12 protein-coding genes are annotated in these 14263 nt (G+C 70.1%); 6 read left to right on the top strand and 6 right to left on the bottom strand.

The window, feature by feature from the left end; translation table 11 throughout:
- The first annotated feature begins 10 nt into the window (after positions 1–10).
- A complete protein-coding gene (locus ACIO1C_RS00565; RefSeq protein WP_401856846.1) occupies positions 11–2581 on the top strand; it encodes a PQQ-dependent sugar dehydrogenase in 2571 nt (856 codons plus the stop codon).
- Positions 2582–2660: 79 nt separating this feature from the next.
- On the opposite strand, the gene ACIO1C_RS00570 is transcribed toward ACIO1C_RS00565, so the two are convergent.
- The 3 genes from ACIO1C_RS00570 to ACIO1C_RS00580 form a co-directional block, all read right to left on the bottom strand.
- Positions 2661–4079 (bottom strand): DEAD/DEAH box helicase, encoded by a 1419-nt coding sequence (locus ACIO1C_RS00570; RefSeq protein ID WP_401856848.1) that lies wholly within the window; start codon positions 4077–4079, stop codon positions 2661–2663.
- Positions 4080–4231: 152 nt separating this feature from the next.
- On the bottom strand, positions 4232–4771 hold the full coding sequence (locus tag ACIO1C_RS00575) for an excalibur calcium-binding domain-containing protein (protein WP_401856850.1): 540 nt from the start codon (positions 4769–4771) through the stop codon (positions 4232–4234).
- 129 nt (positions 4772–4900) lie between these two features.
- Positions 4901–5617, bottom strand: coding sequence for a hypothetical protein (locus ACIO1C_RS00580; protein WP_401856852.1), 717 nt, complete (start codon positions 5615–5617; stop codon positions 4901–4903).
- A 260-nt stretch (positions 5618–5877) separates the two neighbouring features.
- Here ACIO1C_RS00580 and ACIO1C_RS00585 point away from each other — a divergent pair, with 260 nt between their 5' ends.
- Entirely contained in the window at positions 5878–6885 is a 1008-nt protein-coding gene (locus ACIO1C_RS00585) for a methyltransferase (protein ID WP_401856853.1), read from the top strand.
- A gap of 111 nt (positions 6886–6996) precedes the next feature.
- Positions 6997–7854 carry an LLM class flavin-dependent oxidoreductase gene (locus ACIO1C_RS00590; protein WP_401856855.1) on the top strand — a complete coding sequence of 286 codons (858 nt, stop codon included), beginning with the start codon at positions 6997–6999 and terminating at the stop codon, positions 7852–7854.
- A gap of 58 nt (positions 7855–7912) precedes the next feature.
- On the opposite strand, the gene ACIO1C_RS00595 is transcribed toward ACIO1C_RS00590, so the two are convergent.
- Entirely contained in the window at positions 7913–8500 is a 588-nt protein-coding gene (locus ACIO1C_RS00595; RefSeq protein ID WP_401856857.1) for a TetR/AcrR family transcriptional regulator, read from the bottom strand.
- 114 nt (positions 8501–8614) lie between these two features.
- The gene (locus ACIO1C_RS00600) at positions 8615–9469 is read right to left on the bottom strand and encodes an alpha/beta fold hydrolase (RefSeq protein WP_401856858.1); all 855 of its coding nucleotides are present in this window, start codon (positions 9467–9469) and stop codon (positions 8615–8617) included.
- Positions 9470–9696: 227 nt separating this feature from the next.
- Here ACIO1C_RS00600 and ACIO1C_RS00605 point away from each other — a divergent pair, with 227 nt between their 5' ends.
- Entirely contained in the window at positions 9697–10782 is a 1086-nt protein-coding gene (locus ACIO1C_RS00605) for a glycosyltransferase (RefSeq protein WP_401856860.1), read from the top strand.
- Positions 10783–10946: 164 nt separating this feature from the next.
- Positions 10947–11570: an RraA family protein gene (locus ACIO1C_RS00610; RefSeq protein ID WP_401856862.1), complete on the top strand. Its 624-nt coding sequence runs from the start codon at positions 10947–10949 to the stop codon at positions 11568–11570.
- A 78-nt stretch (positions 11571–11648) separates the two neighbouring features.
- Here the strand turns inward: ACIO1C_RS00610 and ACIO1C_RS00615 are convergent, their stop codons facing one another.
- A complete protein-coding gene (locus ACIO1C_RS00615; protein ID WP_401856864.1) occupies positions 11649–12602 on the bottom strand; it encodes a TDT family transporter in 954 nt (317 codons plus the stop codon).
- 147 nt (positions 12603–12749) lie between these two features.
- Here ACIO1C_RS00615 and ACIO1C_RS00620 point away from each other — a divergent pair, with 147 nt between their 5' ends.
- Positions 12750–14243, top strand: coding sequence for an aldehyde dehydrogenase family protein (locus tag ACIO1C_RS00620; protein ID WP_401856865.1), 1494 nt, complete (start codon positions 12750–12752; stop codon positions 14241–14243).
- Positions 14244–14263 lie beyond the last annotated feature (20 nt).

The following is a 14263-nucleotide window of genomic DNA, read 5'->3' on the forward strand; positions in this document are numbered from 1 at the left end:
TGGAGGTGCCGTGTTGTCGCGCACTCGTTCCTTACTCGCCGCACTGCTGACCGTGTCCGCGCTCCTGCTCGCGCCCCAGGCGACCGCCGTGTCCCAGGCAACCGCCGTACCCCAGGCGGTCGCAGCACCTCAAGCGGTCGCAGCACCTCAGGCAACCGCTCTGTCCAAGGCGGCCGTTGAACCCAAGGCCGCCGCCGCGCCCCCGCCGGCCAGCGGGTTCGAGAAGGTGAAACTCGACGGCGGACTCCCCATGGGGGAGCCCATCGAGCTGGCCGTCCTGCCGGACGGCAAGGTCCTCTACATCAACCGCGGCACCAGCGACGGCGGCGGCCAGGTCCGCGTCTACAACCCGGCCACCAAGGCGACCACGGTCGCGCTCACCCTTCCGCTCGACGCCCGGTTCGAGGACGGGCTGATCGGCATCACCCTGCACCCGAGATTCGCCACCACCGGCTGGGTCATGCTGTTCTACTCCCCGAAGGTCACCCCGCTGGTCAACCGCATCTCCCGGTTCACCTTCAACAGCACCACCAACACCATCGCCCCGGCCAGCGAGGACATGATCATCGAGTGGCGGACCGAGCGGGAGCTGTGCTGCCACTCCGCGGGATCCATGTCCTGGGACACCGCGGGGAACCTGTACTTCGCGGTCGGTGACAACACCAACTCCGGCGGCGACGCCGCGGGCATGGCGCCCATCGACGAACGCACCTCGCGCAACCCGCAGTACGACGCCCAGCGCACCTCGGGCAACGCCAACGACCTGCGCGGGAAGATCAACCGGATCCACCCGGAGGACAACGGGACGTACACCGTCCCCGACGGGAACCTCTTCGCGAAGGGGGCCGCCGGTACGCGCCCCGAGGTGTACGTCATGGGCGTACGCAACCCGTACCGCGTCTGGGTCGACAAGAAGGCGAACAACACCCTGTACTGGGGCGAGGTCGGCCCCGACGCCGGCGCGACGATCGCCAACCGGGGCCCTGCCGCGTACGACGAGTTCAACCGCGCGACCGGCCCCGGCAATTACGGCTGGCCGTACTGCGGCGGCCCCAACGTCAGTTACAACGACTGGGACTTCGCCGCCAACGCCCCGCGCGGCTGGTTCCCCTGCGGCGGTTCGGCCGGCCCCGTCAACAACTCCCCTCGGAACACCGGCATTCAGCAGCTCCCGCCGACCAAGCCCGCCCTCGTGTGGGAACAGCACGGCGGCAGCAAGGAATGGCCCCAACTGGACACCCCGGGAGGCTGTGGCTCGCCCAACCACACCGAGGTCTACCACTACGACCCGAACCTGAACTCCGACGTCAAGTGGCCCCAGTACTACGACAACAAGCTGCTGATATCCGAGTACTGCCGGAACTGGATCAAGGAAGTTCAGTTCAACAACGGCAATCCCTCCACCGGCACCCCCACCGCCATCGAACCGGTCCTCGACGGCATGCGGTTCGTCCACCCCATCGACTCCGAGTTCGGCCCCGACGGCTCGCTGTACCTGCTCGAATACGGCAGCGGCTACTTCTCGGGCGCGGAGGACGCCGGACTCTACAAGATCAATTACGTGCAGGGCGGCCGGTCACCGCTCGCCAAGGCGTCGGTGAACAGGGACAACGGCCTCGCCCCGCTGGCCGTGACGTTCTCCAGCGCGGGCAGCAGCGATCCGGACGGCAATCCGCTCACCTACGCCTGGGACTTCACCAACAACGGCAGCACCGACTCGACGGCGGCCAACCCGTCGTTCACGTACACCGCCAACGGCAGCTTCCAGGCCAGGCTGACCGTCAGCGACGGCACCGGGCGCAGCGGCACCACCACGATCCCCGTCGTGGTCGGCAACAACCGTCCCACCCTCACCATCGGAGCCCCACCGGACGGTGCCACGTTCGAGTGGAACGAGAACGTCACCGTGACCGCCTCCGCGACGGACCCGCAGGACGGGCCCGTCGACTGCTCGAAGGTGATCGTCCGGGTCGCGCTCGGCCACCAGGAGCACGCCCACGAGGCCGCGGAGGGAACGGGCTGCTCGATGACGTTCAACACGGGCCCGATCCATTCCGGGCTCGACGCCACCCAGTTCTACGTGGTGCGGGCGACCTACACCGACCAGGGCGCCCCGGGCACGGTCGCGCTGACCGGTGAACGCCAGCAGACCCTGTGGCCCAAGCGGTGGCAGGCCGAGCACTTCGCTCAGCTGTCGGGACCGCAGATCATCACGGCCGCCGGGGCGGAGGGCGGCAAGCGACTCGGAGACGTACAGAACAACGAATGGGTCCGCTACCACCCCGTGAGCCTCAAGGGCATCACCGGAGTCAGGGCACGCGTCTCGTCGGACAAGGCGGGCAACGTCGCCACCTTCCGGTACGACTCCGTCACCGGCCCGGTACTCGCGCGGGTGACCGTGCCGAACACGGGGGGCTGGGAGACGTACGCCGAGGTCAGCGCACCGATCACCGGCGCCGTGGACGCCCCGCGGGACATCTACGTGGTGTTCACCGGTGGCTCGGGCGCCATCCTGGACCTGGACAGCTACACGTTCACGGGCCCGGGGGTGAGCCGCCCGCCCACGGCACGCTCGGACTGACGACCGACTGATGCCGTGCCCGGGGGCCGCTTCCGCGAAGGGGAGGCGGCCCCCGCGCCCGGGCACGTACGGCCGGTCGTCAGCGCGCCTTACGGACCTGCGCGGCCCGCCGCGCCTCCGCCGTCCTACGGGCGTCGGCGGCCTTGCGGGATTCCTTCGGGGGACGGCCCGTACGGTCGCCCATGCCCCGGAAGGGGATGCTGCCCGTTTTGGTCCGGTCGCCCACCGGAGGCCGCTTGGCCCCGGTGATGCTGGTCAACTGCTCCTCGCCGGACCGGACCTGAGTGATCGTCGGCCGGATCCCGGCGCCCGACATCATCTTGTTCACGTCGCGCCGCTGGCCGGGGGTGACCAGCGTGACCACCCGGCCCGACTCGCCCGCACGCGCCGTGCGCCCGCCGCGATGCAGGTAGTCCTTGGAGTCGGCGGGCGGGTCGACGTTGACCACGAGGTCGAGGTGGTCGATGTGGATGCCGCGGGCGGCGACGTTGGTGGCCACCAGCACCGTGACCTCCCCGTCCTTGAACTGAGCCAGCGTGTGCGTGCGCTGCGGCTGCGACTTCCCGCTGTGCAGGGCGGCGGCCCGGATCCCGCTGTCCCGCAGGTGGCGGGTGAACTGGTCCACACCGACCTTGGTGTCCAGGAACATCAGCACCCGCCCGTCGCGGGCGGCGATCTCGGTGGCGGTGGCGTACTTGTCGGCCGGATGGACGTTCAGTACGTGGTGTTCCATCGTCGTGACCGAGGCCGCCGCGCGGTCGACCGAGGCGAAGACGGGGTCGTGCAGGTACTGCCGTACCAGGTGATCCACATTGCGGTCGAGCGTGGCGGAGAACAGCATCCGCTGCCCCTCGGGCCTCACCTGGTCCAGGACCTCCGAGACCTGCGGCAGGAACCCGAGGTCGCACATCTGGTCGGCCTCGTCCAGGACCGTGATCCGTACGCGGTCCAGGTGGCAGTCCCGCCGGCCGACCAGGTCGGCGAGCCGGCCGGGGGTCGCGACGACCACCTCGGCGCCGGCCTTGATCTCCGCCGCCTGCCGCGAGATCGAAAGACCGCCGACAACGGTCGTCAGCCGGAGCCCGAGCACCTTCGCGTACGGCGCCAGCGCGTCGCTCACCTGCTGGGCGAGCTCCCGGGTCGGTACGAGGACCAGCCCGAGGGGCCGCTTCGGCTCGGCGCGCCGGCCCGCCGTACGGACGAGGAGTGCGAGCCCGAAGGCGAGCGTCTTGCCCGAGCCGGTCCGCGCGCGGCCGAGGACGTCACGGCCGGCCAGGGCGTCCGGCAGGGTGGCCGCCTGGATCGGGAACGGCTCCCGCACCTGGAGCCCGGCCATCGTCGCCAGCAGCTCCGCCGGCAGATCCAGCTCGGCGAAGGACCCGGCCGGCGGCAGGCCGGGGACCACCGTCTCGGGTACGGACAGCTCGCCCCGCGGCGCGGTGGCACGGTCGGTCCTGCCGGCACCGGAGCGCCCGGAGGCTGACGGCTTCGCGTTCATGGGGGAACCTTCCTCGGTCTGGCGCCCGGAACGGACCGGGGCCCGTACCTCACGCGGTACGGGCCCCGGCTGCGTCGAAGCGTGTTCCCCCATTTTACCAGCGCGCGACACCCTCCCACCGGGCGACCGACTGCCCCCTGTCCTCTCCGCGTCTACTCGCAGGCCACCCCGTCACCGTCGCGGTCCAGGTGAGACCCGTAGCCGGGGTCGCCGCGGCGGATGGGGGCGGCACCGGCGGCGCGGACCGCGGTGCAGTTCGCGTAGTACGTCGACGAGCTGTCGTCCCCGCCGGAATCGTCGCCGCCACCGCCGCCCGCGGCGGGCGCCACCGTGACCCGTACCGTCTTCGTCCTGGTGACGGTCGGGGCCGGCTTCGCCTTCGCGGTGACCGTGGTGGTCACGGCCGGCTCGGGCGTGGCGGTCGGCGCCACCGATTCGGTCCGCGTCGCCGTCACGGTCGCGGTCGCGGTGGGGCCGGGGTCCGACGTGGCCACCGCTTCGGTGTTCTCCGTGCTGTCGCCGGCCCCACCGATGCCGATGCCCAGGAAGAAGAGCAGGAACGCGGCCGGAAAGAGGACCCGCTTCCGTGTCCACCCCGGCCGCCCGCCCGGCACGGGCGGCGGGGTGTAGGGGTTCGGACCGGCGGGCGGCTGTCCCCATTGCGGCGGCTGCGGCGGTTGGTTGTACGACATGTGTCCCCCAGGGGTACTTCGTGGAGGCATGACCGTAGCGGCGCGGATTGGACCGATGTGAGCAATGCGTTTTATTGGTGGCCGAGTTGTGATGGAGAGGTGTGGTCCCGCGGCCGGCGCCGCCGCTGCTCAGTGGAGGATGCTCACGGCGCGGGCGATGACGAGGAGTGAGGTCAGCAGGGCGGCGACGGCCTGGACGCTCATCATCAGCTTGGCCCGGGGTGACAGGGGCATGGTGTCGGTGGGGCTGAAGGCCGTGGAGTTGGTGACGGAGACGTACAGGTAGTCGGTGAGGGCGGGGACCCAGTCGGCGGAGCCGCTGGCGCCGTCCGCGACTTCCTGGACGGCGTCGTCGTTCTCGTCCTGCGAGAAGCGGAAGTCGGCCAGCGGGAGTTCGGAGCGGGGTAGTTGGGTGCGGCTGACGGGGCCGCCCCGGTCGAGTTCCCAGTAGGCGAGGCCGAAGACGATGATGTTGGTGAGCCAGACCTGGAGTGCCGCGACGAGGAGCGAACGTCCGTCCTTGACCCCGGCGTAGACGAGTTGGTGCACCAGGATGCCGAGGGCCACCAGGTTGCTGACGGCGATGACCGCCACGAGTGTCAGCGACAGGAGGCGGAACAACCTGGTCTGCCGTGTCAGCCGTCTGGGGTTGATCGCGATCAGGGGAACCAGCAGCAGCAGCTCCAGCGCCGGCAGGACATAGCGCGGGGCGATCAGCAACTGCTCCGGCAGCGCGAGGTAGAGGGTGATCGCGGCGAGGGTCGCGACCACACCCGGCAGCCGGGCCTCCCCGCGCCGTTCGTGCCGGGGATGCCGGGTCCGCGCGTCCGCGCGGGTACGTGCCATGGCGCTCGCTCCCTCCGTGCCCCCGCGGCCATGCCGGTCGCGGCCTGGAGACGAACCACGTCTGCCCCGGTTGTCCCACGTCACGCACGGACCTGGCCGCTGCCGGGACACCGCCGCCGGCTCGTTCGACAAAGGCGCGACGATAGTATTACGATCGTAAGTAAATGACCGGGATGCGGGGTCCCAGGACCAGGGCGGCGGCTCGCGTGTGGCTCGCGTCCCCTGGGTGCGCTCCCGATTCGAAGATCAGGAAGAGAACCATGACCGACACCGAACTGCCCCCGGCCGCGCAGATGCATGAACTGCTCACCGGATTCCAGGTCTCCCAGGCCGTGTTCGCGGTCGCCGAACTCGGTGTGGCGACAGCGCTGCTGAACGGCCCACGCGAGGTCGACGACCTCGCGGCGGAGGTCGGCGCGGACGCCGACGCGCTCGGGAGGATCATCCGCTTCCTGGCGCAGCACGGTGTGTTCCGTACCTTCGACGGCACGGTCGAGATCACTGATCTCGGGCACACCCTCGCCGAGGGCCCGGCCGACTCCCTCCGTAACGTCGCCCGGTACTTCCGCCGGACCCATTACGCTCCGTTCGGCGAGCTGCTCGAAACGGTGCGGACCGGCGAGCCCGCCGCGACCCTGTTCCTCGGCAAACCCTTCTTCGACTGGATCGACGAGAACCCGGAACTGGCGGAACTCCAGAACGACGCGATGGCGGGATTCACCCAGAACGCCCGCGGCGACCTGCTGACCGCCTACGACTTTCCCCGCGACGGGACCATCGCCGACATCGGTGGAGCCGACGGCACTCTGCTGACGGAAATCCTGGCCGGCAGTCCCGATTCCCGGGGCATCGTCTTCGACCGGCCGAGCAGTGTTTCCGCCGCGCGCCCCGTGATCGAGGCGGCGGGACTTTCCGGGCGCGTGGACATCGTCGCGGGAGACTTCTTCGACAGCGTGCCCACCGCCGATTTCTACGTCCTGTCGGCCGTACTCCAGGACTGGGACAATTCGTCTGCTCTGCGTATCCTGCGCAACGTCTCGGCGGCAGCTCCGGCCGGCGCCCGGCTGGTTGTCATCGACATGGTCGTGCCCGAGGGTGACGCTCCGCACCCCACCAAGATGATCGACATCACGATGCTCGGCATGCTCGGCGGCCGCCAGCGCAGCGAGACCGAATGGCGCCAACTCCTCGCCGACGCCGGCTTCACCCTCCGGAGGACCGTCACCGGCTCCGGCTCCTACTCCGCACTCGAAGCGGCCCTCGCCTGACTCCGGACACGACGCGGGTTCCACGGGACTCGCGCTCCGCGCGGGCCTCACTCACCATCAGCACGCATTCCATCAGCACAGATTCCATCAGCACGGATTGGCGGTACGGCTATGAAGATCGGAATCGGGCTTCCGAATCAGGTTCGCGATGTGGACCCTAGGATCATCCCCGAGTGGTCGGTACGTTCCGAAGAAGCGGGTTTCTCCACGCTGGCAACCGTGGGCCGGACCGCTTATCCAGGAATCATGGACACCGTGGCACTGGCCGGTGCGGCGGCCGCCACCCGCACGATCGGGCTCAGCAGCAACATCATGCTGGCCACCGTCTGGCCGCCTGTTCTCCTGGCGAAAGAACTGGCGGGAATCGACGGAATGTCCGGGGGCCGCCTCACACTCGGGGTGGGGATCGGCGGAAACCGTCCCGACGACTTCGTGGTCGACGGCTTGCCGCCCCAGGGTCTCGGCAAGCGCATGGACCGCGACCTGGACATCTATCACCGCGTATGGCGCGGCGAACCGGTGGGGGAGGGCGTCAACGCGGCTGTTCCCTCCGGAACGCGGGCCGTTCCCCTGCTGTTCGGCGGCCTGGCTCCGGTGGCGTTCCGGCGGATGGCCGCCTGGGGGCAGGGCTACGTCGCGGGAAGCCTGCCCGCTCCCGCGGTGGAGCCGTACTTCGACGCGGCCAGGCGCGCCTGGGAGGAAGAGGGACGCGAAGGAGCGCCGAAACTCGTGGCCATCGCGTATTTCGCCTTTGGGGACGTCCGCCGGGGCAAGGACAACATCCGCGACTATTACGCCGCCATCGGAGCCGAATACGCCGAATCGGTCGCGGAATCCATCAGTGTCGGGGGCGACGCGGTGAAAGCTGCCGCGGAAGCGTTCGCCGCGATCGGAACGGACGAGCTGATCTTCCACCCCGCACTGGCGGACCCGGAGGAAATAGAGAAGCTCGCCGAGGCCGTCCTGTGATCCGGCGTCGGTGACGCCTGCTCAGCTCCGCGTGACGCTTGTTCAGCTGTTCAGCTGTTCAGCCCGGCTGATCGGCGCTCCGTACCGCGAGGACGTTCCGCAGGCCCTGCTCCAGAACGGCGTCGGCGAGCGCCGGGTCGGACAGGGCGCGGGAAAGCTGGAGCGTGCCGACCATCATGGCGAAGACGCTGAGCGACTTCACGCGTGCCGCCTCCGGATCGTCCGTCGCCGAGCGCGCGTTGTTGATGCCGTCGATGATGGCCAGGATGCCCTCGGTGTACGCCTGCTTGGTCGCGTCGGTGCAGCGCCCGATCTCGTCGAGCAGGGCGGCGGAAGGGCAGCCCTCGCCCGGGTTGTCGCGGTGCCGCACCGAGAGGTACTCGCGAACGACCTGTCCCGGCCCGCCGTCGGACGTCTGCGCGGCGAAGCTCTCGCGCTGCGCTCTCAACTGGTCGGCGACCGCGTTGGTGACCAGGTCCTCCTTGGAGGCGAAATGGGCGTAGAACGCGCCGTTCGTCAGTCCCGCGTCCGACATGAGCGCGGCGATTCCGGAGCCGTCGATGCCGTCGCGCTTGAACCGGCGGCCCGCCATCTCGATGATGCGCCGCCGTGTCGCCTGCTTGTGGTCTTTCCCGTATCGCGCCATACCTTCCCCCAATTCCCGGAGAGGGAGCCTGCCCTCCCGCACCTTGCATAATATTACAAGTGTACGCTCATGGGAGGACAGGCCTCGGCCCCGTCGGTGGCGGAGCCGGACAGTTCAGCCGGCCAGGAAGTTTGTCACCTGGGTGACGAACGCTTCCGCGTGCTGGAACAGGAAGCCGTGTCCGGCGTCGCTGTAGATCACGAGCACGGCCGAGCCGAGATGCTCAACGGCCACATAGGAGGCCAGGGCGGGGATCATCACGTCGTGGACGCCGTTGGCGTAGAGAACAGGTTGTTCGATGCTCTCCAGGTGGGAGCGGACCTGATCGAACGGCACCGACTGGAGCTTCGCCACGGCGGTGAGCTGCCCCCTGGCGGCCTCGTCGGAAATGGCGGGCCCCCCGGCCCGGAGCCGGGTCGAGACGTTGGCGAGGTGCCGCTGCCCGGCGGCCCGCCCCGCGTCGGTTTCGGGGAAGAAGAGATAGAGCACGTCGTCCGGCGCGCCTCCGCCGGGCTTGGCCATGATGGCGCGGACTCTGTCGCTCATGCCCGGCGCGCCGGGCACGGGGGCGCCGGGGCTGCTGCCCGCCACGATGAGCTTGCGCACCAGCTCGGGTCTGCGCCGCACCACGTACTGGGCGACGATCCCCCCGAGAGACCAGCCGAGCAGGTCGACCTGCGGCAGGCCCAGCGCCTGGATGAATTCGATGGCGCCGTCGGCGAAGCCTTCGGCGGAGTCGCGAGGGTGGCCGGTGGTGTAGCCGATCCCGACGTTGTCGAACACGATCACGTCGTGGTCGGCGGCCAGGTGGTCCAGGAACTGCGGGTCCCACCAGTCGATGGTCCCCCGGAATCGGACCAGCAGGACGAGGGGAGTGCCGCCCCGTGGGCCCATGCGCCGATAGGTGAACCGTGCGGACGGGCCTTCCACGGTGAGGTCTTCGGCTGCGTCGGCCAAGTACGTACTCATGGGGGTTCGCCTTCTTGTCGCCGTACGAGGGGCGCGCCCGGACCGGCGGCGTCCGCCGCGGGCCCGGACGGGGGAGCGGAGGCCCCGCGCCCCATTGCATTATGATCATAATACTACAGCGAGGTCACGGCCTCCGCCTTCTGTTCGTCCCGCCCGTACGCCTCCGCCCCGGATAGGTTGATGAGATGCGCGTCCTTTTCACCGGTGTGTCCCTGTATGGGCATTTGTTGCCGCTGCTGCCTCTGGCGCGGGCGTTCCGCGCACGTGGCGACGAGGTGGCGTTGATGGTCCCGGCCTCCTTGGTCCCTGTCTTCGCCGACGAGGACGTCGACATGCTGGCCGCCGGCGCGGACAGTTCCGCGGTCATGGCGGAGGTGACGCGCCGGACCGGGCTGGACGTGCGGACCAACAGCGGCGTGGAGGTCGAGGCATTTGTCACCACCCGGCTCGACCTGTCCGTGGAGGAGTGCGTACCAGCGGTACAGCGGTGGCGCCCTGATCTGGTGATCCACGACCCGCTGGACTTCGTGGGGCCGTATCTGGCCGCCGTCCGCGGTGTTCCGCACGCCGTGCTCACCTTCGGCGCGGACGTGTCCGCCGCCTTCAGGCGCACCTGCGCCGACCGGGCGGTGCGGGACTACGCGGCACGTGGCGTCCCCTGGCAGGAGCCCCGTTGGGTCCTGGACATCTGCCCTCCCGCCCTCCAGGTCGACGGCTGGCAGCCTCCCCCGGGCCGGCTGCCCCTCCGGCCGGAAGCGCATCGCGCCCCCGCAGGCGCGTCGCCACGCCCGCCGGACCCCGTGAGCGGCCGTCCCAGGATCCTCATCACCTTCGGCACCCTGTTCACCGACCCCGCGGTCCTCGGCCCGCTGATCAGCGAACTCACCGCACACGGGGCAGGGGTACGCGTCACGCTGGGCACGACGACGTCCGTCGGCGACTTCACCGTCGACCACGCGCGGGTCACGTTCGAGGAATTCCTGCCGTACGACCTGCTCCTCGACGGCATCGACGTCGTGGTCGCCCACGGCGGCGCCGGCACCAACCTCGGCGCGCTGGCGGCCGGATGCCCCCTCGTGCTCATCCCCCAGGGAGCCGACCAGAAGGGCCACGCCGAACGAGTCGCGGCGGCGGGAGCGGCCGTGCACCTCGACTCCGCCTCGTCCGATCCGGCGGCGCTGGCGCGAACCGTCCTCGACGTCGCGGCACAACCCGGCCCTCGCGCGAACGCGCGGAACATCGCCCGCCAGATCGCCGCCATGCCCGCACCTGGCGAGGTGGCCGCCCAACTGGCAGCCGAACTCGCCGCGTGACGTGCCCGCGTGACGGCCCCGTGTGACGGCCTCGCGTGACGGGCCCGCGGAACGGCACGTACCCGAACGTGCCGGAAGGCGCGCGCCGGTGCTTCGGTAGTCTCGGCCGCCGCGCACCACGCCCCTTCCGCCACGGAAGGGGCCGCCCGGACGAAGGAAGAGCCATGGACGACGCCACCGGATTCCAGAGCATCCCGCCGACCACCCTCGCCGACGTGCTGGGACGCGAACAGGTCATGGACATCGGCATCCGCCCGCTGTGGGCCTCGGTCCCGCGTGTCGCCGGCCCGGCGTTCACCGTACGGTGCCCTCCCGGCGACAACCTCATGCTGCACGCGGCCATCTACCGCGCGGAGCCCGGCTCCGTCATCGTCGTCCAGGCCGGTGACGTGGACTACGCGGTCGCCGGGGGCAACGTCTGTGCCGTCGCCCAGCGGCGGGGCATCGCCGCGTTTGTGGTGGACGGGGTCATCCGTGACCTCGCCGAGGTGCGGGAGATGGGCTTTCCCGTCTTCGCCCGGGGCGTCATCCCCGTTCCCGGGGTCAAGTCGGCCGTCGGACCGCTCAACCGGCCGGTGCGCTGCGGCGGCGTGGACGTGGAGTCCGGCGATGTTGTCGTGGCCGACGAAGAGGGCATCGTGGTCGTTCCCCGCGCCCGCCAGGAGCGCGTACTGCTCGACGCCCGTGCGAAGTCGGCCAAGGAGGCCGGGGAATCCCTCGACATGTGGGAGGCGGCGCATCGCGCCCGGGTCGACCGGATCCTGGAGGACAACGGCTTCGAGGGCTGACCGGGGCCGAAAGTTCGAGGGCTGACCGGGGCGGAAAGCCGGTGGTGCCGCCCCGAAGTCAGCTGCTCTTCGGCAGCGTCAGCTGCCCTTCGGCAACAGTTGGCGCCGTACGACGGCAAGCACCGTCCTCGCGGCGATACCGCCCACGAACGCGGTGATCGCGGCCAGCAGCAGGTAGGTGTAGACGGTGCGCCCGTCCGGCCGCCCCAGCTCGTTCCAGTGCAGCGTGGTGGTGACCACGGCGGCCCAGGAGAAGGCGAAGGACCAGGTGCTGGGGGCGAAGCCGAGACGCAGATAGCCGGGCAGCAGCCTGAGCTGCGCCCCCACCATCACCAGCCCGTACCCCGCCAGGCCCGCCGCGACGATGTCCAGGCGGTTCCCGTCGAGGGCGAAGTACGCGACGCTCCCCACGGCCGGGGGTGCCATCTCGATCGCCAGGGTCGGCATGAGCGGGGGTGGCAGCGGCGGGCGGAAGAACAGCCTCGCCATGATCATGGACCCGAGGATGAACCAGCAGGCGATGCCGAGGCCGAACATCGCCTGGGCCAGTCGCTCCTGACCCACCTGCGCGGCGCTGGTCGCCGCGACGAATCCGCCGGCGACGGTGGGCAGGAAGTACCCGGGGTGCAGCCGGTCGAGCGCGAGCGGACCGTAGATCCACTGGCCGGTGAACCAGCCGCCGGCCAGCACGGTGAGCACGAGGAAGACGTCCACCAGGACCTTCCCGGCGGTCGGGGCGTGCGGGGCGATGCCCTCGGACGCGAGCAGCATCGGTGTGATGAGCGCGAGAGCGGCGAACGGGCTCCCCACGTCGTCCAGCAGGTCCGCCACGAAGGCGCCGCGCGTGGTCAGGACGTACCGCAGGTAGAACCCCACGGTGGCCAGCCAGACCACGGCGGTCAGCGCCAGCAGGGCGTTCCCGACCGCGTCGGTCACATGGCCCTGCGCGCCGGCGGTCACCCAGCAGCCGGCGAGGCCCACCAGGCCGAAGGACGTGCCGAAGAGGTTGAGCGGGATCCGCTGGGTGGCCATGGCGCGCTCCTCCGCAGGTGACGGTCGTCGGCATTGTTCCACCGAGGTGGCCGTAAAAATGGACATTTTGCCCACGTCCGGCTGGCGCATCTCTGTCGATGATGTAAAACTAACTAGATGGTTTATTCGCCACCCCGGGAGACAGACATGACGACCGACGCAGAGATGACGACCGACGCGGACACGACCGCCGGCATCGCGGTGAGCACGGCTCAGGACGTGGACCGGATCTTCCAGGTGCAGAAGGCGTCCTACTCGCCGGCCAGGCCCCCCACCCTCGCCGAGCGGCTGGACCGGCTGGAGCGCGTCGAGAAGATGCTCCAGGAGAACTACACCGAGCTGGTGGACGCGCTCCAGGCCGACTTCGGCCACCGCAGCCGTGACCAGATCGTCGGGGCGGACATCTTCGCCGTGATGTCGCACCTTCCGCACATCAAGCGGCATCTCAAGAAGTGGGTGAAGCCGCGGCGGCGGTCGTCGGGCGCGCTGGGTCTCGCGGGCGTGCGCAGCTATGTGGTCAACGAGCCGCTCGGTGTGGTCGGTGTGATGTCGCCGTTCAACGCGCCGGTCAGTCTGGCGCTGGACCCGGCGGTCGAGGCGCTGGCGGCGGGGAACCGCGTGATGGTCAAGCCCTCGGAGCTGACCCCGCGTACGGCCGGGGTACTGGGCCGGCTGGTCGCCCGGTACTTCGACGAGAGCGAGCTGGCGGTGGTGAGCGGCGGACCCGACATCTCCGCGCACTTCTCCGCGCTGCCGTGGGACAAGTTCGTCTTCACCGGCGGTACGGGCGTCGGGCGGAAGATCCTGGCCGCCGCGGCGCCGAACCTGACGCCCGTGATCCTGGAGCTGGGCGGCAAGTGCCCGGCGGTGGTCCTGCCGGACGCGGACATCGCGGCGGTGGGCGCGAAGGTCGCGCAGGGGCGGCTCGGCAACGGCGGTCAGATCTGCCTGTGTGTCGACTACGCGCTGGTGCCCGAGGCGTCGCTGGAGGCGTTCCTCGACGCGGTGATCGAGAAGACTGTCACCGACTTTCCCACGGTGCAGGGCAATCCGGAAGTCTCCGCGATCATCGACCGGCGCTCGTACGACCGTGTCCTCGGCTATGTCGCCGAGGCGCGGGAGAAGGGGTTCCGGGTCGTCCAGCCGGACCGCTACCGCGGCGAGACCCTCGACCCGGAGACGCGGCAGCTGCCGCTGACCATCGTCGTCGACCCGGACGACCGCCTCGCCGTGCACCGGGAGGAGGTCTTCGGCCCGGTCCTGTCGGTCTACACGTACCGCACGCTCGACCAGGCGCTGGACCTGGTCAACGCGAAGGAGAAACCGCTGGCGCTGTACGTCTTCGGCAGGAACCGCCGGGCGATCCGCCGGGTGGTCGACGAGACGTCCAGCGGCGGTGTGTCGGTCAACGAGCTGTCCCTGCACGCCATGTCGACCAGCATGGGGTTCGGGGGTGTCGGGCCCAGCGGCATGGGGCGCTACCGGGGCGGCAGGGTCGGCTTCGAGGCGTTCACCAACCCCAAGTCGGTCAGCGTGCAGAGCCGGCTCCTCGCACGCTTCTCCGGCGGCCTGCTCCCGCCGTTCACCACGGAACGGCAGCGCACCATGCTCTACCGGATGGCGCGCCTCCCGCGCGGCTAGGGCCTGTCCGTCTTTTCGGA

The sequence above is a fragment of the Streptomyces sp. NPDC087420 genome (genome assembly GCF_044744165.1).
In the GTDB taxonomy this organism is placed as follows: Bacteria; Actinomycetota; Actinomycetes; order Streptomycetales; family Streptomycetaceae; genus Streptomyces.